The following is a 21,719-nucleotide window of genomic DNA, read 5'->3' as shown; positions in this document are numbered from 1 at the left end:
GCAGTTAGAGTTGTTTTACCGTGGTCAACGTGGCCGATAGTACCAACGTTAACGTGCGGTTTCGTACGTTCAAATTTTTCTTTAGACACAATCGTGTTCCTTCCTAGTTATGATTCGCCGTGATCATTATTGATCTCGACGCGCCAGAAATTGTTATTTTATGCGCCAACGTCTGTTAGCGCAATATTTCGACGGCTTGATCTAGCAAAAAGTCGTAAACTTTTTTAGCTCAATCGTCTATTAGTAACCACGGTCTGCAATGATTTTATCTGCGAAGTTTTTCGGTACTTCAGCGTACTCGTTAAACTCCATAGAGTAAGACGCACGGCCTTGAGTTGCAGAACGTAGGTCCGTTGCGTAACCAAACATCTCAGATAGTGGTACTTGAGCGCGGATGATCTTAATACCAGCCACACCATCGTCCATACCTTCGATCATACCGCGACGGCGGTTAAGGTCACCAACAACATCACCCATCCAATCTTCAGGAGTAGTTACTTCAACATTCATCATTGGCTCAAGAAGAACAGGCTGTGCTTCTAATGAACCCTTCTTGAATGCCATCGAGCCAGCGATTTTAAACGCCATCTCGTTAGAGTCAACATCGTGGTAAGAACCATCAAACAGAGTGGCTTTAATATCTAATACAGGATAACCCGCTAGAACACCGCTGTTCATTTGCTCTTCGATACCTTTCGCTACCGAGTTGATGTATTCCTTAGGAACAACACCACCCACAATTTCGTCAACAAAGACAAAACCTTCGCCAGGTTCAGATGGCTCCAGTTTGATCCATACGTGACCATACTGACCACGACCACCAGATTGACGTACAAATTTACCTTCAACTTCCGCGTTGCCACGGATTGTTTCACGGTACGCAACCTGAGGTTTACCAACATTACAGTCAACGCTGAATTCACGTTTCATACGATCAACGATAATATCTAGGTGAAGCTCACCCATACCAGAGATCAGTGTCTGACCTGTTTCGTCGTCCGTTTCTACGCGGAATGATGGATCTTCTGCCGCTAGTTTACCTAGTGCAATACCCATCTTCTCTTGATCGGCAACAGAGCGAGGCTCTACCGCGATCTGAATTACCGGATCAGGGAACTCCATGCGCTCTAGAATCACTTTGTGGTTCTGGTCACATAGCGTGTCACCTGTTGTAACGTCTTTCAGACCGATAGCAGCTGCGATATCACCAGCGCGAACTTCTTTAACTTCTTCACGCTTGTTCGCATGCATCTGTACGATACGACCGAAACGCTCTTTCTTGTCTTTTACTGAGTTGTAAACTGCATCACCTGAGTTCACAACACCTGAGTAAACGCGCATGAAAGTTAGCGTGCCCACGAATGGGTCAGTCGCGATCTTGAATGCTAGTGCTGAGAACGGTTCGTTGTCGTCTGCGTGACGCTCAACTTCGTTCTCTCTTTCGTCGATGCCTTTAATTGCAGGAACATCAACTGGCGACGGCAAGAATTCGATCACTGCGTCTAGTACTGCTTGAACACCTTTGTTTTTGAACGCACTACCACAAGTAGCCAGTACGATTTCGTTGTTTAGTGTACGAGTACGTAGAGCTTGTTTGATCTCAGCTTCAGACAGTTCACCCTCTTCAAGGTACTTGTCCATTAGCTCTTCAGTTGCTTCCGCTGCCGCTTCAACTAGGTTGTTGCGCCATTCTTCAGCAAGCTCTTGCATGTCTGCTGGAATTTCGTCGTATGTGAACGACATGCCTTGGTCGGCTTCATTCCAGTTGATCATTTTCATCTTGATAAGGTCGATAACACCACGGAAATCATCTTCTGCACCAACGTTCAGTTGGATTGGAACAGGATTCGCACCAAGACGGTTTTTAATTTGGTCCACAACGCGTAGGAAGTCTGCACCTGCACGGTCCATCTTGTTTACAAATACCATACGTGGAACGTGGTACTTGTCAGCTTGACGCCATACAGTTTCAGACTGAGGTTCAACACCAGATGAACCACAGAACACAACAACTGCACCATCAAGTACGCGCAGAGAACGCTCTACTTCGATAGTAAAGTCAACGTGTCCAGGGGTATCAATGATATTTACGCGGTGCTCTTGGAATTGTGCTTCCATACCACGCCAGAAAGTAGTAGTTGCAGCTGAAGTGATAGTGATACCACGTTCCTGCTCCTGCTCCATCCAGTCCATGGTTGCTGCGCCATCGTGAACTTCACCGATTTTATGAGACAGACCAGTGTAGAACAAAATACGTTCAGTAGTGGTTGTTTTACCAGCATCTACGTGAGCACAGATACCGATATTACGGTAGCGCTCAATAGGAGTTTTGCGAGCCACGATTGAATCCTCTTAACTTAGAGATAGGGACTATTGCTATAGCTAAAAATGCTATCCCCTAGATATAGCAATAGTTCCTAGCATAGGCATAGGAACTAAAGAAGTGCTGCAAGGAACCTTGCAGCACTGAAAAGGTATTACCAACGGTAATGTGCGAACGCTTTGTTTGCGTCAGCCATGCGGTGAACGTCTTCACGTTTCTTAACCGCAGTACCTTTGTTCTCAGACGCGTCTAGCATTTCAGCAGCTAGGCGTTGAGCCATAGATTTTTCACCACGCTTACGCGCAGCTTCAACCAACCAACGCATAGCAAGTGCGTTACGGCGAACCGGACGAACTTCTACAGGTACTTGGTAAGTTGAACCACCTACACGGCGAGATTTAACTTCTACCGCTGGGCGAACATTTTCAAGAGCTTCTTCAAAAATAGCTAAGTGGTCTTTACCAGACTTTTCAGCCATAGAATCTAGTGCAGTGTAAACAATTTTCTCTGCAGTAGATTTTTTACCGTCAACCATTAGGATGTTAACGAATTTTGCCAGCAGTTCAGATTTGAACTTTGGATCTGGAAGGATCTTACGCTGACCAATGACGCGACGACGTGGCATGGATTTTCTCCGTTGTCTTCTTCAGGTTTTATCCAAAACTTTTCAGTTTTTTCAAAAAATTAAAAATAATTTAGTGTTTGGCCTTACTTAACGGAATCCATTAAGACTTAGGACGCTTCACACCGTACTTAGAACGACCTTGTTTACGGTCGTTAACGCCAGCACAGTCAAGTGCACCGCGAACAGTGTGGTAACGTACACCCGGAAGGTCTTTTACACGACCGCCACGGATTAGTACAACACTGTGCTCTTGAAGGTTGTGACCTTCACCGCCGATGTACGATGTAACTTCGAAGCCGTTTGTCAGACGTACACGACAAACTTTACGAAGTGCTGAGTTAGGTTTTTTAGGTGTAGTTGTGTAAACACGAGTACATACACCACGTTTTTGTGGGCACGCTTCTAGTGCAGGCACGTTGCTTTTAACAACTTGCTTTGCACGTGGCTTACGTACCAACTGGTTAATAGTTGCCATTAACTAGCTCCTGATTTACTTGAAAGTAAGCTTTGTGAAAAATCTATCCCTAACGACTCTTGGCAGTTAGGGACGCAAAATTCTATGCAGCAGTGAGAGGTGTGTCAAGAAATATACGGATCTTTTTTGTTCAATTAGGGTAATTCGTCCGTAAAGCTCAATCGACAGGAATAAAGGGCTAATCCCAAGTCAGAGATTTCGCCTGTTTTGTCGTGAGTTCGACAAAACCTGAATAGTTTATAACGGTAATAGACGGGCTTATACGATTGGTGATTCCGCGAGCTTCGATATCACTCTGTAAAGCAAACACAGCGGGGCCTTTTACCTTTGCAAATGCTTTATGTTGAGGGTTAGCGGCATAAACCGCCTCTTCAATCAGCAAGACATCATCTTGCTCACTGTACAGTGCCATTGCATCGTCTAATGCTGCTACGGATTTGATGATATGTAACATGGCTTCCTCAGAATGACAGCAGTTTGCTAGCTTGTTGCAGTTTAGCTTTGAGTTGCTCGGTATTTAGAGACTCGGCATCAATGACTAAATCGGCTTGAGCCAAGCCACGCTCGGCAAGCGAACCAGCACAAACAAACACTTGCTCAATATCGTACAAGTCGAACAGCTTTAGCATTGGTGCGTAGTCTTTGCTTAAGATGCCATTTGGCTCCTGTCCAAGCAGTAACTGGTAGACACCATCACCAACAAATAAGACGGTGATGTCTTCACAGTACGCCGACGCCGCTAGCAGCGCATCCACACCTTCACGCCCCGCATTACTACCATGAGGTGCGCTACGAAATAGGTAAGTTAACTGACTCAAAACTGCACCACTCTATCTTGCGTTAACATAGCTTCGGCTAAGCTGCCCAAACCAGCTTGTTCGAACCCTGTCGCTAGGTTGTTCTGCTCAAGACCATGTTGATTGGCTTCATCTTCGCTGATGATACCGCGACGTAAAGCCGCTGCCACACACGTTTCCAAACGAACATCGTGTTGCTGTGCGAGTGATTGCCATGCTTTAGCTAGGTCAAACTCATCATTGGCGGGCACGCTCAGAGCTGTACCATTGGTGACGCCGTCTTGATAAAAGAACACACTCACTAGAGTGTGTTCTTGTTCAATGACTGCTTTAGCAAATTGGTATGCACTGCGTGCCGATTGGCTGCCGTAAACCGGACCGTTCACCACTAGCGTGTAAGTTAATCCACTCACGCTTATTCGTCCTCAGTTTTACGCTGACGAATATAAAGGTAAACCGTATGCTTAGAAATGTTTAGACGATCGGCAACGCGGTTGATGGCGTCTTTAATATCGAAGATACCTTTATCGTACAATTCCATGACGATCTGACGGTTTTTCGTATTGTTCGATACCGATTTGTCTGCATTGATTTCTTCAATCGTGCGCTCAACGGTTTGATCGACAAGTTCTTCAACATCGCTGGCGAAGTTTACTGAAGACGCCGCCTCTTTTGCTTCTTGTGTCGGCATAAAAGATTGCAGCACTTGGGAGAACGGCGCATCAAGGTTGACGTTAATACAAAGCAGGCCAATCACTCGGTTTTCACCATTGCGGATAGCAACGGTGATCGACTTCATGAGTACACCACCTTTTGCACGGGTGAAGTACGAACGTGAGAAGTTACGTTCAGAGCCTTCAATGTCTTTCAACATCTTTAGCGCTAAGTCGGTAATCGGAGAACCGACCTGACGGCCAGTGTTTTCACCATTGGCGATTTTGATTGCAGAGGTATTGAGATCTTCAAGAGAGTGAAGAACGATCTCACAAAAGGGACCAATCAAACTGGCGATGCCGTCCACGACCGCTTCGTAAGATCTCAAGATGATTTTATCGTGCTCAGAAAATGGCATCACGTTGACAGATTCCATTTCGAGCAACATCTCCGCATTTATTGTTTCTGTAGTTGTCATAAGCCTTCGAGCGAAAAATCAACAAATTGGTGTAAGTTTATCAGAAAATTTGAAAGGCAACCTAGCAAACTCATCAACTAGTGACCTAGAACAAAAAAGGCCCGTAAAACGGGCCTTTTTTCATCGAGTTATCGCTGTCTGTTATTACTTAGCAGCTTGATCGTTCTCAACTTTTAGTAGTTCAACTTCGAATACAAGCGTTGAGTTAGCTGGGATGCTTGGTGTGTCTTGATCACCGTATGCTAGCTCTGGCGGGATAACAAATTTGAACTTAGAGCCTACAGGCATTAGCTGAACACCTTCAGTCCAACCAGGGATAACGCGGTTTAGTGGGAACGTTGCTGGCTCACCACGATCGTAAGAACTGTCGAACTGAGTACCGTCGATCAGAGTACCTTTGTAGTGTACTTGAACCGTATCAGTGTCTTTTGGCTTCTCACCTTCAGCAGGCGTGATTACTTGGTAAAGTAGGCCAGAATCTGTCTTAACTACGCCTTCTTGCTTTTCGAACTCAGCACGGAAGTCATCACCTGCTTTCTTCGCTTCAGCCGCTTTTTCAGCGGCTTGCTTTTGCATCTTCTCAGCAACACGCTTATCTAGAGACTCTAGAGCAGCACGAGTTTCTTCCTCGTTTAGCGCAGCTTTGTCTTTGAATACGTCTTCGATACCTTTAAGAACTAGGTCTTTGTTTAGGTCGATACCGATTTCGCTTGGCTTATCGATACTCGTGCTCAGGTAGTTAGCAAATGAAACACCGATCGCGTACGCCGCTTTGTCATCGTCGGTTTTAAAGTGAACTGCTTTACCAGTTTCTGCTTGAACTTGTTCTGCTTGAGGTGCTGCTTCTGGTTTTGTTTCTTCTTTTTGACAACCTACCGCTAGCATTACTGTTGCAGCAAGTAGCGACACTTTTAAAACTGATTTCATTAAATTCTCCCAATAATGGCTTAGCCACTGGTTGTTGTGCACAAATCTTCGATGAGACTAGTGAAGACAATCGTTATACCAATATACTAGCTATATGTCTTAAGACACAAACCGGATTATTAGATGTGATGCAAAGAATTTCTCATTTATTCCTATATTTAATTGTCATCACCACGTTAAATGGATGCTTTTTTACCGATCATGACGTTCAACGTTGGTCACTCGAACCACAAGGTTCCACCAGCTTTGCGCTCAGTCGAGATGGCCGATTTGCACTGCTGTACTCCAAAGAGCACCAGTTGGTTCTTTGGGATTTGGAGCAAAACAAACAACTCGCAAAGCTGGGTGAACTCGATCAAGCTGCGAATGTGGTCTCCCATATTCGCATTTCGGACAATGGCCGCTATGCCGTCACTGCAAGCCAAATGAACTTCGCTGTGTGGGATCTCGGATGGACTCAAGCCGAAGGACTTTGGTCTATCGATGACGCGCTGATTCGAGACGTTGATATCACCAGTAACGGAGAACAAGTGTTGCTTGGCTTGTCCAACGGTAAAGCGATTCACGTCAACTTAGTCACTGGTCGCAGGCTAGAGTTCCTTGCACACCAAGAAAAAGTCAATTCCGTGGCGATATCTCCCAATGGCCGCTTCGCCTTAACGGGCGGTAATGACTACAAAGCGTATCTGTGGGATACCGAAACCGGGCTAGTATTGCGCAGCTTTGAACACGAACAACGCGTGGTCAGAGTCGCGCTTCAACGGGATGGGAAACTGGCCATGACGTCCGATGGCGGTAATCAAGCCATCATCTGGGACTTAGAAACTGGAGAAGAAGTGACACAGCTAAGCAGTTGGTCTCGTCAGTTGATCTTCTCGACGGCTCGATTCTCAGACGATGGCAGCTTGTTAGTTACAGGAACGCCTTCAGGGCGCGTGATGGTATGGGATACTCACACGGGAAAACGAGTCGATAGATTTGAAGTCGAGCCGAAAAAAGATACTCGCCCTCCTCGTGCGGTCGTGTATGATGCAGCCTTTGATTCCAAGCAACGTATAATTACTGCCACTTCTGCGGGCATTGCCCAAGCTTGGCAGCTAGAGAACGGATCATGACAGAAAAACTTATTCAGCAATTGGAAGCTCGCATTAATGACTTAGAGTGTCAGCTTGCGTTCCAAGAACAGACGATTGAAGATCTGAACGGTGCCTTGTCACAGCAGCAACTGCAAATCACCAAGATGCTCGATCAGATGAAATACGTGGTAGGTAAAGTGAAGAATATGGATTCGTCGAATTTGGCCGATCCATCAGAAGAAACACCACCACCGCACTACTGATTCATCCGAATCCTAGTGCAGTAAATAACACAAAGCCCAGACTCTTATCTGGGCTTTGTTGTCTTTGAGAAAGCGAATCGCTACTCGTCAGAGTAAATGTTTACGCTCAACTCACCTTGAGTGTTGATCCCAGCTCGATACATACCAGAACTGTTCATCGCAAAGTGCAACTCACCTTGTGCATCGATGGCAATTAGACCGCCCTCTCCGCCCATCTCTTTAAGTTCACCTTGGATGATATGTTCACAAGCCGTGTGGACGTTTTCTTGCAAATAACGCATGCGCGCTGCGACATCTTCCGCCACTCGTTTACGGATAAAGAACTCGCCGACACCTGTAGTGGAAACCGCTACAACACCATTCTCTGCCACCGTGCCGCACCCAATCAGAGCGGAATCGCCCACGCGACCGTATTTCTTGTTGGTCACACCGCCAGTGCTGGTTGCTGCCGCTAAGTTGCCTTGTTGGTCCAATGCAACCGCACCAACCGTACCGTGTTTACGGTCATCTGGGTAACGGGACTCGGAAAGAGCAAACAAGCCTTTCTCGCGCATAGAAATCAGTTGTTCATAGCGACGATCAGTGAAGAAGTAATCTTGCTCGGTGTACTCGTGGCCTTGTTCGAAAGCAAATTTCTCAGCGCCCTCGCCAACTAACAGCACATGGTTGCTGTTTTTCATTACATCACGAGCGAGCTCAATGGGATTCTTAATATGACGAACACCGGCAACAGCACCTGCCGCTTGGTTTCTACCATCCATTACAGAGGCGTCCATTTCTACCATTTCAGTATGAGTAAGAACCGAGCCTTTGCCTGCATTGAAATTAGGGGAGTCTTCTAGCACTTTTACCGCAGCAACGACCGCATCTAAGGCTTCACCACCTTTTGTTAAGATTTGATGACCCGCTTTCACCGCAGCTTCTAAATCCGTCAAAATGGATTGTTGCAGTTCATCGCTCATCTGTGCCCGCAAAATGGTACCTGCACCACCGTGAATGGCAATCGAGAAAGGTTTCGTCATCGCTTTGTCCAACTGTTATTCCTTGTATGATTTGCACTACACCCCAGATAAACAAAAAGCGCAAGTTGAAACCTCAACTTGCGCTTTTAAAAGCTTGTTCTAGATAATGCTATCTAGAGGAAGAGCGTGCGATTAGTGAGAACCGCAACCGCCGCCGCCACAGCATTCGTGGTCGTCAGCTTTTTCTTCGCCACCGCAGCAGCCGCCTTCGTGGTCATGGTCGTGACCGCCACAACAACCGCCACCTTGGTGGATGTGACCGTGTTCGATCTCTTCAGCTGTTGCTTCACGAGTAGCCATAACTTCAACTTCGAAAGTTAGTGTTTGGCCAGCTAGCATGTGGTTGCCGTCTACAACAACTTCGTCGCCATCAACTTCAGTCACTTCTACAGGGATTGGACCTTGGTCAGTGTCTGCTAGGAAACGCATGCCAACTTCGATTTGCTCAACGCCTTGGAATACGTCAGCAGGAACGCGCTGTACTAGAGCGTCGTTGTGATCGCCGTAAGCATCTTCAGGAGCTACTGTTACTGAAAACTTGTCGCCAGCCACTTTACCTTCTAGCTCTTTCTCAAGGCCAGTGATTAGGTTGTTGTGACCGTGTAGGTAATCAAGAGGCGCGTCAGCTGTTGATTGATCAACAACAACACCGTCTTCCATCATTACTTTGTATGCAAGGCTTGCAACAACGTTCTTTTCAATTTTCATACTAACTCCAGGGAGATTAACTGACTTAACCAAAATGGGGTTAAGTACCGAGATGGTAGTATTATGGGGATCAATTAACGAAGTTCAATTACTCAGGCTTAAAAATCCCGATCATTTCTTGTTCTGAGTGTTTATTTTTTTCTACAGATTGCGGTTTACGCTGCTCGGTGTAATCACAATCTACACATTCAACTAACTCGATATTGTTCTCAATCCACCAGCGCAACGTATCTTGCTGGCTACACTGCGGGCAGCTTGCACCCGCGATAAAACGTTTCTTGGCTTTCACTTTTGTTCCTTTTCCCGCTTAATGCCGTGCGGGTACTACTTCCAATGATTTGGCGACTGTTGATCGCTTTCCATTTCGCGACCGAAGATTTCTTCTAGTTCTTTGCGTGCCTCTTTCGAGCGTTGAGCAAGTTCTTTATCCTCATTATGCTGAGGCAATAAGTCTTTGAGCATAGCATTATCTAGTTTACGAAAATGTGCTTCTGCCCGCTTTGCTTGATACGGATGCATGCCTAGTTCTACGAGCGCTTGGCGACCTAGATCTAATGCGCCCAAAAAGGTTTCACGCGAGTAGTTTTGCACACCGTGATTCATTAACTGATAAGCTTCCACACGGCTGCGTGCACGCGCAAGGATCTTCAAATTCGGGAAGTACTCACGACAAATGTCGACAATCGCCATCACTTCGTCAGGTGAATCCGTACAGATCACTAAGGCTTCAGCTTTATCCGCACCTGCGGCACGTAACAAATCAATCTGAGTCGCATCACCGTAAAACACCTTATAGCCGTATTTACGCAGCAAGTGGATTTGGCTCGCATCACTTTCTAGCACCGTGACTTTGATCTTGTTGGCATACATCAAGCGCCCGACAATCTGACCAAAACGACCAAAACCTGCGATGATCACTCGTGGTCGACGATCAACAACATTGGTCGTCACGCTCTCTTCTTCTTGATTGAGCGTGTGAGCAAACCACTTCTTTTGCCCCATGAGCAACAGCGGCGTCGTCACCATCGACAAACTCACCACAACCAATAAGAAGGAAACTTGCTCTTTGGTTAAGATCCCTTCTTGGCTTGCCGCGGTGAAAATCACAAACGCAAACTCACCACCTTGGCTCAAAATCGCCGCCATACGACTACGCGACTTTGCTCGAACTCGGGCAGTACGCGCCAGAACATAGAGCACCAAGCCTTTCACGGTGACCAAAGCAACCACAGAACCTAATATCGCCCACGGTTGCAATGCTAATAACCCTAGGTTCACCGCCATACCAACAGCGATAAAGAACAAGCCAAGTAGCAGACCTTTAAAAGGTTCTATCGCGATTTCCAGCTCATGACGATATTCACTTTCCGCCAGCAGTACGCCCGCTAAGAAAGTACCGAGTGCCATCGACAGCCCCAGCTTTTGCATAGCGACAGAAATGCCAAGTACCACTAGAAGAGCAGCAACGGTGAAAAGTTCACGTACACCACTCATCACGACAAAACGAAATAAAGGGCGCAGTAAAAAGTGACCACCTATCAATAAACCGATCACCGAGGCTAACACCCACAAGGCATCCAGCCAATCACCGCCACTGGTGCCACCAGCGAGTAATGGCAACATTGCAAGCATTGGGATTACAGCAATATCTTGGAATAACAGTACCGCAAAGCCCGATTGTCCGGTTTCCGTTCCGGCTTGTCCTTGCTCTTCTATCACTTTTAGTGCAATCGCGGTGGATGAGAGTGCTAATCCCATGCCGATCACTAAGCTCACTTGCATGCTCAAACCAAACAGGCTGACGATGCTGCCAATCACGGCAGTCGTCACAATGACTTGAGCCCCCCCAAGTCCAAGTATTGGTCCACGCATTTGCCATAGTTTTTTGGGGTTTAACTCCAAGCCAATTAAGAACAGCAGCAACACCACCCCAAGTTCAGCAAAGTGGAGAATCGCATCCACATCACTGATCAAACCCAGTCCCCAAGGACCAATTAAAACACCAGCAATCAGGTAGCCAAGCACGGAGCCCAAACCAAGTCGCTGAGCAATCGGCACTGCTACGACGGCAGCAGAAAGGAATACCACGCTGCTTTGAAGAAACTCACTGGTTATCGCCATGATGACCTCCTTGTACTCCCCACTCATTCAAAGGGTTGTTCAGCCATTGACGATATTGTTCCGCATGCTGATAACGCTCAATATCCGAGACATTACGTGACCAGTACAACACCAGAGGTTCCATCCAGTGCATTTGACAAAGAGCAGCGGTTAACTCGAAAGGTTGTAAGATCTGTTCTAATGGATATTTGTTATACCCAAGTGGGCTAAAGGCATCTTCTTTGCCTCCCGTGGTGATAACACTACGCCAATATTTACCTTCAAGTGCACAGCCATCACCAAACGCAAACCCTTTACCTAGCACGCGATCTAACCACTCTTTTAGTAGCGCAGGGCAAGAATACATATAGAGGGGATGATGAAAAACGATCACATCGTGCGTCATCAACAGGTCGTGTTCGTAATTCACATCAATAAAGAAGTCAGGATACGCACCATAAAGATCATGCACAGTGACGTGATCAAGTGATTGAATTTTTTTTATCATCACTTGATTGGCAATGGAGTTTTGCGGCTCAGGGTGAGCATAAATCACCAGAACTCTTGGGGGATAAGACGCTGCAACAGCCAAATGGTCGTCCTTGTTTTAATTTCTCAGGGAAAATTATCGTTATCAGTTTGTTATACTTTTTTGTATAGCATAATGCAATTAAAGGTCAGAGATCGACTTTTCCCGCCAATAGCCCTACTATTCACCGCGAGATAAATGACGAAGAAACGCGCGCTGCGCAAAGTGAACTAAAGCCCTATGATTACCTTTTCAGATATTCAGTTACTGCGTGGCGGTAAACCTCTTTTAGACCAAGCTTCTGCAACCATTCACCCTGGCGACAAAGTGGGTCTGGTTGGTAAAAACGGTTGCGGTAAATCGACTCTATTCGCACTCCTGAAAGACGAATTGTCGATTGACGCTGGCTCATTCAGTCAACCGCAACATTGGGAATTGGCATGGGTAGCGCAGGAAACTCCCGCACTAGACCGCAGCGCAATTGAATACGTCATTGATGGTGATCGAGAGTTTCGCGGTCTTGAGCAACAACTGATGATTGCCGAAGAAAAAGACAACGGTACGTTGGTTGCAGAGATCCACGGAAAAATTGAAACCATTGGTGGTTACAGTATTCGCGCGCGTGCAGCCGAACTGCTTGACGGTCTGGGCTTTAGCCAAGAACAAATGAGCTGGAATCTGACTCAGTTCTCAGGTGGCTGGCGTATGCGCCTCAACTTGGCTCAAGCGCTATTGTGTCGTTCAGACCTACTGTTACTTGACGAACCAACCAACCACTTGGACTTAGATGCAGTAATGTGGCTGGAACGTTGGTTACAAAACTATCCAGGCACATTGGTTCTTATCTCGCACGACCGTGACTTTTTGGATCCAATTGTTGGTCGTATTATTCACATCGAAAACCAGCAGCTAAACGAATACACAGGCAACTACTCGTCGTTTGAAAATCAGCGTGCGCAAAAAATGGTGTTGCAACAAGCCATGTTCGAGAAGCAACAGAAACAGATGTCGCACATGCAAAGCTACATCGACCGCTTCCGTTACAAAGCATCTAAAGCCCGCCAAGCCCAAAGCCGCATCAAGGCTCTAGAACGTATGGAAAAAGTGCTGCCAGCACAGTTCGATAACCCGTTTAACTTTCAATTCCGCGAGCCAGCGGCTTTGCCCAACCCAATCATGATGATGGATGAGGTATCGGCAGGTTACGGTGACAACCTGATCTTAGAAAAGATCCGCTTGAATCTGGTCCCAGGCAGTCGTATTGGTCTACTTGGTCGTAACGGCGCAGGTAAATCAACCTTGATCAAACTGTTGTCTGGTGAGCTAAAAGCGCAAGGCGGCGATCTCACATACTCACAAGGCGTGAAGATCGGTTACTTCGCGCAGCACCAACTAGAAACACTGCACCCAGAAGAAACGCCACTACAACACATGATGCAGATTGCACCAGACCAAACTGAACAACAACTGCGTGATTACTTAGGTAGCTTTGGCTTCCAAGGTGATAAAGCACTGGAAAAAGTCGCACCATTCTCTGGAGGTGAAAAAGCGCGTTTAGTATTGGCATTAGTTGTGTGGCAAAAACCCAACCTATTGCTACTCGATGAACCAACAAACCACCTAGATTTGGACATGCGCCAAGCATTGACCATGGCACTGCAAACCTTTGAAGGTGCGATGGTCATTGTTTCGCACGACCGTTACTTGCTGCGCGCAACAACGGACGACTTGTATCTGGTACATGACCGCCAAGTCGCACCATTTGATGGTGACCTCAATGACTACTACAAGTGGCTAACAGAGCAACAAAGAGCCGAGCGTAAAGAAGCACAAGCGGCACAACCAGAGAAAGACAACAACAACAGCGCTGCGGCAAAAAAAGAGCAGAAGCGACGTGACGCAGAATTTCGCAAACAGACAGCGCCAATTCGCAAAACCCTGACACAGTTAGAAAATAAAATGGATAAGTTAGGCGAAGCATTGGCATCAGCAGAAGAGCAATTATCGGATAACTCTCTGTATGAAGCAGAAAACAAGGCTAAACTTAATGAAGTGTTGGCACTTCAAGCGTCGAGTAAATCTGAGCTTGAAGACGTAGAGATGGAATGGATGTCTGCTCAAGAAACGTTAGAGCAGATGGAGCTAGAGTTTAATCAATGACAAAAGAGCACGCAGAATACACTCTCACCCTAGAACACCTTTGGCAGTTCAGTCTGCAATTTTATGGTGTGCGAGAAGTGAAGGAAGCGTGCTTATCGTTGCAAAATAACTATCACGGCAATGTGAATCTACTACTGCTGCTCAGATGGCTCGATGAGCAGCAAGTCATTTTCCAAGAACAGGACTGGCATTTAGTCCAAGGTTGCCTTGGTCGAAGCGAAACCCTTCTGCACTCCTACCGTGAGTTACGTCGCCATCTAAAATCGCAAGTCAACGATGCCCTTTATCGCGAAGCACTACAGTTCGAACTGCAGTTAGAAAAACAGCAACAATCCGACCTCGTTGACTGCGTCAACTCATTAAAATTAGTCAGTAACGATGGCGATCCATTAACGCTAAGATATTGTCGGCAGCTCGGTGGTGAACACCTTCAACAAGCGTTTTCCCTTCCAGTTCCAAAAATTCAGCATCCATAAATCAGTCATAAACCAGTAAAATATCTATACTAAAGCTATAAAGGATTATATTAATAAGTTCTTCAGCGAACATTGAAGGACCATATAAGAGCAGTTAGGTATGACACAATTTTTCGCAGCCGCCGGGATTAAGAACCCGCACCTTCAGACGCTATTACCGCGCTTTATTCGCAAGAAAGCGCTGTTTACGCCTATTTGGCAAACACTCGATACACCGGATGGTGACTTCCTCGATTTGGCGTGGTCCCAGCAGCCAGATTCCGAAGCTGCACGCAACAAACCAATCTTCGTCCTCTTTCATGGCTTGGAAGGCTGCTTCTACAGCCCGTATGCGAACGGTTTGATGAACGCCTTCTCTAAATCGGGTTGGCTTTCAGTGATGATGCACTTTCGTGGTTGCAGTGGTAAGCCAAACAAGAAAGCCCGCGCCTATCATTCTGGCGAAGTAACGGATGCTCGTTTCTTTCTTGAGCAGCTCAATCAGCAGTTCCCCAACAATCCAAAAATCGCAGTAGGGATCTCCCTCGGCGGTAACATGCTGGCGAACTATTTAGCTAAGTACAAAGGTGACCCGATCTTGAGTGCCGCGACGATTGTCTCTGCACCGCTTGATTTAGCGGCATGTGCCAATCGTATTGAGCAAGGCTTCTCGAAGGTCTATCGACGTTACTTACTCTCTTCACTAAAGCGTAATGCACTGCAAAAGCATGACTTAATCCAAGGCGAACTCGCACTGTCGTATAACTCGATCAAACGTGTGACTCGCTTGTATGAGTTCGACGACTTGATCACAGCCCCTCTGCATGGCTTTAAAGACGCACAAGATTATTACGATCAATGTTCTGGCTTAAGCAAGCTGCAACAGATCACTCTACCGACGCTGATAATCCACGCAAAAGACGATCCGTTTATGACGGAAGAAGTGATCCCGAAATTTGTGTTGCCAGATAACATCGATTACCGACTTTATGAGCATGGGGGGCATGTGGGTTTTCTTACGGGAACCGCTCTCAAACCAAAGTTTTGGTTAGAAGAAGCCCTACCTGCTTATTACGAAAGTATCGCTGCGGAGTACCTTTCTGCTGTATCCGTGCCACGAACACAGTAAACTACTTAGGCGCGCCAGACTCCAACCCAAGGCGCGCTTAAACATCATAAAAGTTTGAGGTATTTATGGTCATCCCTTGGCAAGACATCGCGCCAGAAACGCTGGAAAATTTGATTCGTGAATTCGTACTACGTGAAGGCACCGACTATGGCTCGGTCGAAGTTTCACTGCAAAGTAAAATCGATCAGGTCAAATACCAATTAGAAAAAGGTGAAGCACTCATCGTCTTTTCTGAACTACATGAAACAGTAGATATTCAATTAAAAGCAAAGTTTTAGACCCTTCACATTTTACCGTATCCCACTCGATGACAAGGGTTTGTTACGTGCTATAGTGGGTTATCGACCGTGCAGCATACGCATGCTGCACTTTACAGGTAAGTAATTTTCGACAAGGTTTGTCATGTCAGCTAAACATCCAATCATTGCGGTTACTGGTTCATCCGGTGCCGGTACCACCACCACATCTGAAGCCTTCCGCAAGATGTTCAATATGATGAACGTCAAACCTGCATGGGTCGAAGGCGATAGCTTTCACCGTTTTACTCGTCCAGAAATGGACGTCGAAATCCGTAAAGCCCGCGAGCAAGGCAAACACATCAGTTACTTTGGTCCACAAGCCAATGACTTTCCGGGGTTAGAAGAGTTCTTTCGTCAGTTTGGTGAAGATGGCACTGGCAGCGTGCGCCGTTATCTGCACACCTTTGATGAAGCGGTCCCATATAACCAAATGCCGGGCACCTTTACACCTTGGCAAGATCTGCCAGAAAACAGTGATGTCTTGTTCTACGAAGGCTTGCATGGTGGCGTGGTGGATGGCGATGTCAATGTGGCACGTCACGTCGACTTTCTAATTGGCATGGTGCCAATCGTCAACTTAGAATGGATTCAAAAGTTCGTTCGTGACACGCGCGATCGTGGTCACTCAAGAGAAGCGGTCATGGATTCGATCGTGCGCTCAATGGATGACTACCTAAACTACATCACCCCGCAGTTCTCTCGAACGCACATCAACTTTCAGCGTGTCCCAACGGTCGATACATCCAACCCACTCAATGCCAAAGGCATACCAAGTTTAGATGAGAGTTTTGTTGTCATACGCCTTCGCGGCATAAAGAATGTCGACTTTCCTTATTTACTGGCAATGATTGATGGCTCATTCATGTCTCGCCACAATACTATTGTGGTACCGGGCGGTAAGATGAGCTTTGCAATGGAGCTCATAGTAAGGCCGATTCTGCAGCAACTTATCGAAACAGGGAAAATTGGCTAAAAACCTTGCCATCGTAGTGTTTACTTTTCATACCGTGATCATGTGCACAGTTTTGCTTACAAAATCTCAATGATGGCACGATTAAAATCAAGAAATCGTTTTCGAAAAAGGATACTATTTCTAACCGAAACACAAGAGAGCTTGCAGCATATAAAAAGTGCTCTTATTCTAGTAGGCCAATTCAGGCTTAGCTAAAATATGGATAGCGCAAGCGTACCCTGCAGAGGAAGTGAGATATTATGGTTCTAGGTAAACCTCAAACCGACCCAACATTAGAGTGGTTTCTTTCACACTGTCATATTCATAAGTACCCATCAAAAAGCACGCTAATTCACGCGGGCGAAAAAGCAGAGACTTTGTACTACATCGTTAAAGGTTCTGTTGCGGTTCTTATCAAAGACGAAGAAGGTAAGGAAATGATCCTTTCTTACCTAAACCAGGGCGACTTCATTGGTGAACTTGGTCTATTCGAAGAAGACCAAGAGCGTACAGCTTGGGTTCGCGCTAAATCTCCTTGTGAAGTGGCTGAGATTTCTTTCAAGAAATTCCGTCAACTTATCCAAGTTAACCCAGACATCCTAATGCGTCTTTCTGCGCAAATGGCTCGTCGTCTACAAGTTACTAGCCAAAAAGTGGGTGACCTAGCGTTCCTAGACGTAACTGGTCGTATCGCTCAGACTCTTCTGAACCTTGCTAAACAGCCAGATGCGATGACGCACCCAGACGGCATGCAAATCAAGATCACTCGTCAAGAAATCGGCCAAATCGTTGGCTGTTCTCGTGAGACAGTAGGTCGTATCTTGAAGATGCTAGAAGAGCAGAACCTAATTTCTGCGCACGGTAAAACTATCGTTGTTTACGGGACTCGTTAATCTCGATTAACGTTTAAAAAATTTAAAAGCCACCAAATGCAAGTTTGGTGGCTTTTTTGTTTTTTGGGAATCGGGAACGGAAAACAAAGAGCCGAGAATTGGGAACACTGCATTCCGAGATCGGACTTCATCCTCCGAGATATAGCCCTCTCAGATTCCGAGAGTTAAAACCTCCCGCAGCGAAGCATTCCGGCATCTAGAGGGCGTAGCCCGTTCTCGCCTCTTCTTTAACCGTTGGTGCTTTCGAAAATCTTATCTGCCGATGCAGCCACAAATCCTGGGTACAACTCACCGTTATCCATTGGATAGCGCTTAGCAAACTCGTAGAAGCCTCCAGGAATCACCTCAACGCCTTCAGTAAAGGTCACTGGCACTTTGTCTGCCATGGTCGATGACTGCTCTAGTAGCACCTCTGGCGTGCCTTTTACTTCACCGCCATTCTCGTTGATGGTGAAGCCAGCAGTGCGTAGGTAGTCGTTCACTTGCTTCACTTCTTGATGCTGGTTGAGTTGATTAACGCTCACTGTGAAGTGGTTAGCTCCGTAACCGTGCGCAGCAAGCCAAGAAGCGTATTCACTCTCTTTCGCCAAGGTTTGGAAGTCAGCATAGCTGAGGTTCCACAAACGTCCGCCGTATAAGAAGTCACTGCCTGTCAGTTTAGAAGCATCAACCTGCTCTACCAATTTATGAACAATGGCTTGTAGCTCTGGTGAGCACTCATCCACTTTCAACTCACTGATGAAGACTTTTGGTTGTTTTGGATCTGGGTGCTCAAAATGTTTTGCTACCAGCTTTTTGCTTTCAAATACGTAGTCACCACAGGCTTTGTAGCCCACCGCCAAGAATGGCTTCGCTAACGTTTCAATGCCTAGGGGATCGACATTAAACGTACGTAGAGCAATATGGTCATTAATCAGAGGCTCATCTTCTTGAAGAAGTTGATGGACTTTAGCAGCGGAAGGACAAAGACGTTTAATGTAATCTTGCCATAGCGATTCAAATAACACATCGGGCGTCATAACGACTCCTTGTTATGCAATGTAGAGTTAGGGGTAAGAGAAGTTGACCGCTCGTTCACAGCCCGGAGGCTGTCCAGAATCACGAACGAGCGGTCATCAACCTGTGACGGTATGTGTGGCATAAGTGCCAGTCAGTCAACACGCACTGGAGAGTCTTAAGCTCGCCTTTGGCGTTTGCCAGCGCGCTTACCAGAATCCTAACTTGGTAAATAGCTCCGGCAGAGAGAAGCGGCGATACTTTGTCACCGCTTCGTTTTTCTCTATTACAGGTTTACACCCGGACTCAATGTGGCAGGCAAGACCGTCTCTTGTCCTTCCATTGATGCCATTGGATACGCACAGTAGTCTGCTGCGTAGTAAGCACTTGGACGTAGGTTGCCCGACGCACCCGGACCACCAAATGGTGCGTCACCACTTGCGCCCGTTAGCTGGCGGTTGCGGTTCACGATGCCGGCACGAATGTGGTCCACGAAGTATTCCCACTCTTGGTCGTCGGTTGAAACCAGACCCGCAGAAAGGCCAAAGCGTGTATCGTTAGCCAGTTCTACCGCTTTCTCTAGCCCTTCGTAGCGCACAACTTGCAGAAGTGGACCGAAGTACTCTTCATCTGGCAGTTCAGCAATGTTCGTCACATCAATAATTCCTGGAGAAACAAATGCCGCTTCGCCTGCTTTCGCTTCAATCAAGCTTTCTCCACCAAGTGCTTGTAGGTTTGCTTGTGCATCCAGAATGAATTTAGCTGCCGCGACCGAAATCTGTGGTCCCATAAATGGCGCAGGTTCTGCAAATGGTTGGCCGACTCTAATATTGAGTGTCGCTTCCACCAGCTTAGTAATGACGGCATCACCCTTGTCGCCAAATGGAATGTAAAGACGACGTGCACAAGTACAGCGCTGACCTGCACTGATAAAAGCCGATTGGATGATGGTATAAACCGTCGCATCTAGGTCGCCGTAGTTATCCGAGATAACCATCGGGTTATTGCCACCCATTTCAAGCGCCAGCATTTTGCCCGGCTGACCAGCAAACTGACGATGCAAAACATGACCTGTGTTTGCACTACCGGTGAACAGCACTCCATCAATGCCTTTCGCATCCGCAAGCGCAATGCCAGTTTCTTTCGCACCTTGGACTAGGTTAATCACACCTTTTGGTAGACCGACCTCTTCCCACAGCTTCATAGCGAGTTCACCCGTCCATGGCGTTTGCTCAGACGGTTTAAAGACAACGGTGTTACCAGCCAGTAGTGCTGGCACGATGTGACCATTTGGCAAGTGACCTGGGAAGTTATAAGGACCGAATACCGCCATCACACCCAGTGGGCGGTGGCGCAATACAATTTGGTTGCCTGCGGCTTCACGTGCAGCTTCACCCGTACGGTCATGGTAAGCACGGATGGAAATCGCAATTTTACCTGCCATTGCTGCCGCTTCGGTGCGTGTTTCCCAAATCGGCTTACCGGTTTCTTTGGCAATCACTTCGGCGATTTTTTCGCTGTGCTCTTTTACTTTTTCAGCAAAAGCCAACACGATCGCTTCTCGCTCTGCAAATGGGCGCTTCTTCCAATCAACAAACGCTTCACGTGCCGCCGAAACCGCTTGGTTCACTTGTTCTGCCGTTGCACCGTTGCCTTGCCATATCACTTCTTGGTTGTACGGCGACAGAGACGTAAATCCTTCACCCTGACCTTGTACCCATTCACCTGCAATCCAATGTGTCATTGTTTCTATCCTTAAATTCTGTCGTCAGTTACTGCGGAAGAAGGCGAACAAAATCCCCTTCCTCAACCAAAAGCGCATCAGCAAGTTCAGGAGCCAATACAACGCTTTGCGTTTCAGCGTCGTAAGCCGCTTTTGCAGCTGCAGCACGGAAGTTCTCGAATGATGAGTTACACATCAAGAAGTCTTGAGTACTGGTATGCTCAGAGATTTTGACTTGGGCACGGAACGAGTGACGTACCGATTCGATATTGCGTAGATCACACTCCACCGTTGGGCCACCATCGAAGATGTCGACGTAACCACGGTTAGTAAAACCTTCGCGCTCAAGCAGCTTCAGAGCAGGACGCGTGTTATCGTGCACCTTACCTATTACGGCTTGTGCTTCTGGGCTTAGCAAGTTGATGTAGATTGGCAATTTCGGCATCAAATCAGCGATAAAACCTTTCTTACCGATACCGGTTAGATAATCCGCAAGCGTGAAATCGATAGAGAAGAAATGCTCTTGAAGCCATTGCCAGAATGGTGAGTTGCCCTGATCATCAGAAACACCACGCATTTCAGCAAAGATAGTTTCCGAGAAGCGTTCTGGGTGCTCTGCCATCATTAAGAAACGACACTTAGACATCAGACGCCCGTTCAAGCCACCACGGAATTTCTCGCGTAGGAACAAGGTACAGATTTCGCTGTTACCCGTGTAGTTGTTACCAAACGTCAGCAGCTTAACCACGTTGTTTACGCCAAGCTTTGGTGACGAGTGCACCACTTTACTGATGTGGTAAGAATAAAAAGGCACATCCCAGCCGATTGAAGCTTCAATACCTGTGGTACCTGCGACTTCACCAGTTTCAGATTCAAAGCCCACCATTAGGTAGCCTTCATCACCGGCTTCGTTCACGTCAGGTTTGCCAAAACTGTACTCTGAATGTTTAATTCGATTGGTTAACAGTTCTTCGTTAACCGGTAGAGATGTAAACCCATGACCAGACTCAACCGCACAGGTGTGCAGCGCGTCATAATCCGACATTGCGATAGGGCGAACTACTAGCATCAATACTCCCTCCAGATGCAAGAAGATCCTAACTATATTGTAGGAACAATACCCCATCAGAGATCC

25 protein-coding genes are annotated in these 21,719 nt (G+C 46.8%); 8 read left to right on the top strand and 17 right to left on the bottom strand.

Annotation, left to right across the window (positions count from 1 at the left end):
• The 9 genes from VJL_RS08905 to fkpA all read right to left on the bottom strand — a co-directional run.
• Positions 1 to 89, bottom strand: an 89-nt coding sequence (locus tag VJL_RS08905) for a GTP-binding protein (RefSeq protein WP_001982298.1), incomplete at its 3' end; no start/stop codon positions are given.
• Positions 90 to 240: 151 nt separating this feature from the next.
• On the bottom strand, positions 241 to 2,340 hold the full coding sequence (gene fusA / locus VJL_RS08900; protein ID WP_038871960.1) for an elongation factor G: 2,100 nt from the start codon (positions 2,338 to 2,340) through the stop codon (positions 241 to 243).
• A 137-nt stretch (positions 2,341 to 2,477) separates the two neighbouring features.
• Positions 2,478 to 2,948 (bottom strand): 30S ribosomal protein S7, encoded by a 471-nt coding sequence (rpsG, locus tag VJL_RS08895; RefSeq protein ID WP_005438390.1) that lies wholly within the window; start codon positions 2,946 to 2,948, stop codon positions 2,478 to 2,480.
• 100 nt (positions 2,949 to 3,048) lie between these two features.
• Complete coding sequence (rpsL, locus tag VJL_RS08890; RefSeq protein ID WP_004399892.1) at positions 3,049 to 3,423, bottom strand: 30S ribosomal protein S12; 375 nt, start codon at positions 3,421 to 3,423, stop codon at positions 3,049 to 3,051.
• A gap of 178 nt (positions 3,424 to 3,601) precedes the next feature.
• Positions 3,602 to 3,877, bottom strand: a complete 276-nt coding sequence (gene tusB / locus VJL_RS08885; protein WP_038877285.1) for a sulfurtransferase complex subunit TusB — start codon at positions 3,875 to 3,877, stop codon at positions 3,602 to 3,604.
• A 7-nt stretch (positions 3,878 to 3,884) separates the two neighbouring features.
• A complete protein-coding gene (tusC, locus tag VJL_RS08880) occupies positions 3,885 to 4,241 on the bottom strand; it encodes a sulfurtransferase complex subunit TusC (RefSeq protein ID WP_038877282.1) in 357 nt (118 codons plus the stop codon).
• A complete protein-coding gene (gene tusD, locus VJL_RS08875; protein ID WP_038877279.1) occupies positions 4,238 to 4,633 on the bottom strand; it encodes a sulfurtransferase complex subunit TusD in 396 nt (131 codons plus the stop codon). The genes tusC and tusD overlap by 4 nt, the downstream gene beginning before the upstream one ends.
• 2 nt (positions 4,634 to 4,635) lie before the next feature.
• A complete protein-coding gene (locus VJL_RS08870) occupies positions 4,636 to 5,352 on the bottom strand; it encodes a helix-turn-helix transcriptional regulator (RefSeq protein WP_038871970.1) in 717 nt (238 codons plus the stop codon).
• A gap of 144 nt (positions 5,353 to 5,496) precedes the next feature.
• A complete protein-coding gene (gene fkpA / locus VJL_RS08865) occupies positions 5,497 to 6,279 on the bottom strand; it encodes an FKBP-type peptidyl-prolyl cis-trans isomerase (RefSeq protein WP_038871973.1) in 783 nt (260 codons plus the stop codon).
• Positions 6,280 to 6,407: 128 nt separating this feature from the next.
• Between fkpA and VJL_RS08860 the strand changes: the two genes are divergently transcribed.
• Positions 6,408 to 7,394: a WD40 repeat domain-containing protein gene (locus tag VJL_RS08860; protein WP_038871975.1), complete on the top strand. Its 987-nt coding sequence runs from the start codon at positions 6,408 to 6,410 to the stop codon at positions 7,392 to 7,394.
• Positions 7,391 to 7,618 carry a SlyX family protein gene (locus VJL_RS08855; protein ID WP_005438375.1) on the top strand — a complete coding sequence of 76 codons (228 nt, stop codon included), beginning with the start codon at positions 7,391 to 7,393 and terminating at the stop codon, positions 7,616 to 7,618. Before VJL_RS08860 ends, VJL_RS08855 begins: the two co-directional genes overlap by 4 nt.
• Positions 7,619 to 7,698: 80 nt before the next feature.
• On the opposite strand, the gene VJL_RS08850 is transcribed toward VJL_RS08855, so the two are convergent.
• The 5 genes from VJL_RS08850 to kefG all read right to left on the bottom strand — a co-directional run bounded on the left by VJL_RS08850 (position 7,699) and on the right by kefG (position 12,040).
• Positions 7,699 to 8,640: an isoaspartyl peptidase/L-asparaginase family protein gene (locus VJL_RS08850; protein ID WP_038872047.1), complete on the bottom strand. Its 942-nt coding sequence runs from the start codon at positions 8,638 to 8,640 to the stop codon at positions 7,699 to 7,701.
• Between the two features lie 132 nt (positions 8,641 to 8,772).
• Complete coding sequence (gene slyD, locus VJL_RS08845) at positions 8,773 to 9,348, bottom strand: peptidylprolyl isomerase (RefSeq protein WP_038871977.1); 576 nt, start codon at positions 9,346 to 9,348, stop codon at positions 8,773 to 8,775.
• Between the two features lie 88 nt (positions 9,349 to 9,436).
• Positions 9,437 to 9,637 (bottom strand): YheV family putative zinc ribbon protein, encoded by a 201-nt coding sequence (locus VJL_RS08840; protein WP_010443959.1) that lies wholly within the window; start codon positions 9,635 to 9,637, stop codon positions 9,437 to 9,439.
• 35 nt (positions 9,638 to 9,672) lie between these two features.
• Complete coding sequence (gene kefB / locus VJL_RS08835; protein WP_038871979.1) at positions 9,673 to 11,469, bottom strand: glutathione-regulated potassium-efflux system protein KefB; 1,797 nt, start codon at positions 11,467 to 11,469, stop codon at positions 9,673 to 9,675.
• Positions 11,453 to 12,040, bottom strand: a complete 588-nt coding sequence (kefG, locus tag VJL_RS08830; protein WP_038877278.1) for a glutathione-regulated potassium-efflux system ancillary protein KefG — start codon at positions 12,038 to 12,040, stop codon at positions 11,453 to 11,455. The genes kefB and kefG overlap by 17 nt, the downstream gene beginning before the upstream one ends.
• Before the next feature lie 177 nt (positions 12,041 to 12,217).
• Here kefG and VJL_RS08825 point away from each other — a divergent pair, with 177 nt between their 5' ends.
• The 6 genes from VJL_RS08825 to crp all read left to right on the top strand — a co-directional run bounded on the left by VJL_RS08825 (position 12,218) and on the right by crp (position 17,865).
• A complete protein-coding gene (locus VJL_RS08825; protein ID WP_038871983.1) occupies positions 12,218 to 14,137 on the top strand; it encodes an ABC transporter ATP-binding protein in 1,920 nt (639 codons plus the stop codon).
• On the top strand, positions 14,134 to 14,613 hold the full coding sequence (locus VJL_RS08820) for a TIGR02444 family protein (RefSeq protein ID WP_038871985.1): 480 nt from the start codon (positions 14,134 to 14,136) through the stop codon (positions 14,611 to 14,613). The genes VJL_RS08825 and VJL_RS08820 overlap by 4 nt, the downstream gene beginning before the upstream one ends.
• A 100-nt stretch (positions 14,614 to 14,713) precedes the next feature.
• Positions 14,714 to 15,721: a hydrolase gene (locus VJL_RS08815; RefSeq protein WP_038871988.1), complete on the top strand. Its 1,008-nt coding sequence runs from the start codon at positions 14,714 to 14,716 to the stop codon at positions 15,719 to 15,721.
• 65 nt (positions 15,722 to 15,786) lie between these two features.
• Complete coding sequence (locus tag VJL_RS08810) at positions 15,787 to 15,999, top strand: YheU family protein (protein WP_038877274.1); 213 nt, start codon at positions 15,787 to 15,789, stop codon at positions 15,997 to 15,999.
• A 124-nt stretch (positions 16,000 to 16,123) separates the two neighbouring features.
• Positions 16,124 to 16,993 (top strand): phosphoribulokinase, encoded by an 870-nt coding sequence (locus VJL_RS08805; protein ID WP_005432770.1) that lies wholly within the window; start codon positions 16,124 to 16,126, stop codon positions 16,991 to 16,993.
• Between the two features lie 239 nt (positions 16,994 to 17,232).
• Positions 17,233 to 17,865: a cAMP-activated global transcriptional regulator CRP gene (gene crp, locus VJL_RS08800; RefSeq protein WP_005381432.1), complete on the top strand. Its 633-nt coding sequence runs from the start codon at positions 17,233 to 17,235 to the stop codon at positions 17,863 to 17,865.
• 227 nt (positions 17,866 to 18,092) lie between these two features.
• Here crp and VJL_RS08795 read toward each other — a convergent pair whose 3' ends face one another.
• From VJL_RS08795 to astA, 3 genes are all read right to left on the bottom strand, one after another.
• Positions 18,093 to 18,884, bottom strand: coding sequence for a DUF1338 domain-containing protein (locus VJL_RS08795; RefSeq protein WP_038877272.1), 792 nt, complete (start codon positions 18,882 to 18,884; stop codon positions 18,093 to 18,095).
• A gap of 263 nt (positions 18,885 to 19,147) precedes the next feature.
• Complete coding sequence (astD, locus tag VJL_RS08790) at positions 19,148 to 20,605, bottom strand: succinylglutamate-semialdehyde dehydrogenase (RefSeq protein WP_038871996.1); 1,458 nt, start codon at positions 20,603 to 20,605, stop codon at positions 19,148 to 19,150.
• Between the two features lie 28 nt (positions 20,606 to 20,633).
• Positions 20,634 to 21,653 (bottom strand): arginine N-succinyltransferase, encoded by a 1,020-nt coding sequence (gene astA, locus VJL_RS08785; protein ID WP_038871998.1) that lies wholly within the window; start codon positions 21,651 to 21,653, stop codon positions 20,634 to 20,636.
• Positions 21,654 to 21,719 lie beyond the last annotated feature (66 nt).

The organism is Vibrio jasicida CAIM 1864 = LMG 25398 (assembly GCF_000400365.1).
Lineage (GTDB): Bacteria > Pseudomonadota > Gammaproteobacteria > Enterobacterales > Vibrionaceae > Vibrio > Vibrio jasicida.
Note: the sequence above shows the minus strand (reverse complement) of the source record. Positions and strands in the feature narration are given on the sequence as shown.

Bases quoted from the DNA above. Each gene is read 5' to 3' on its own strand.
- rpsG (WP_005438390.1), bottom strand. From the start codon at position 2,948: ATGCCACGTCGTCGCGTCATTGGTCAGCGTAAGATCCTTCCAGATCCA.
- rpsL (WP_004399892.1), bottom strand. From the start codon at position 3,423: ATGGCAACTATTAACCAGTTGGTACGTAAGCCACGTGCAAAGCAAGTT.
- tusB (WP_038877285.1), bottom strand. From the start codon at position 3,877: ATGTTACATATCATCAAATCCGTAGCAGCATTAGACGATGCAATGGCA.
- VJL_RS08870 (WP_038871970.1), bottom strand. From the start codon at position 5,352: ATGACAACTACAGAAACAATAAATGCGGAGATGTTGCTCGAAATGGAA.
- fkpA (WP_038871973.1), bottom strand. From the start codon at position 6,279: ATGAAATCAGTTTTAAAAGTGTCGCTACTTGCTGCAACAGTAATGCTA.
- VJL_RS08860 (WP_038871975.1), top strand. From the start codon at position 6,408: ATGCAAAGAATTTCTCATTTATTCCTATATTTAATTGTCATCACCACG.
- VJL_RS08855 (WP_005438375.1), top strand. From the start codon at position 7,391: ATGACAGAAAAACTTATTCAGCAATTGGAAGCTCGCATTAATGACTTA.
- VJL_RS08850 (WP_038872047.1), bottom strand. From the start codon at position 8,640: ATGACGAAACCTTTCTCGATTGCCATTCACGGTGGTGCAGGTACCATT.
- slyD (WP_038871977.1), bottom strand. From the start codon at position 9,348: ATGAAAATTGAAAAGAACGTTGTTGCAAGCCTTGCATACAAAGTAATG.
- kefB (WP_038871979.1), bottom strand. From the start codon at position 11,469: ATGGCGATAACCAGTGAGTTTCTTCAAAGCAGCGTGGTATTCCTTTCT.
- VJL_RS08825 (WP_038871983.1), top strand. From the start codon at position 12,218: ATGATTACCTTTTCAGATATTCAGTTACTGCGTGGCGGTAAACCTCTT.
- VJL_RS08820 (WP_038871985.1), top strand. From the start codon at position 14,134: ATGACAAAAGAGCACGCAGAATACACTCTCACCCTAGAACACCTTTGG.
- VJL_RS08815 (WP_038871988.1), top strand. From the start codon at position 14,714: ATGACACAATTTTTCGCAGCCGCCGGGATTAAGAACCCGCACCTTCAG.
- VJL_RS08810 (WP_038877274.1), top strand. From the start codon at position 15,787: ATGGTCATCCCTTGGCAAGACATCGCGCCAGAAACGCTGGAAAATTTG.
- VJL_RS08805 (WP_005432770.1), top strand. From the start codon at position 16,124: ATGTCAGCTAAACATCCAATCATTGCGGTTACTGGTTCATCCGGTGCC.
- crp (WP_005381432.1), top strand. From the start codon at position 17,233: ATGGTTCTAGGTAAACCTCAAACCGACCCAACATTAGAGTGGTTTCTT.
- VJL_RS08795 (WP_038877272.1), bottom strand. From the start codon at position 18,884: ATGACGCCCGATGTGTTATTTGAATCGCTATGGCAAGATTACATTAAA.
- astD (WP_038871996.1), bottom strand. From the start codon at position 20,605: ATGACACATTGGATTGCAGGTGAATGGGTACAAGGTCAGGGTGAAGGA.
- astA (WP_038871998.1), bottom strand. From the start codon at position 21,653: ATGCTAGTAGTTCGCCCTATCGCAATGTCGGATTATGACGCGCTGCAC.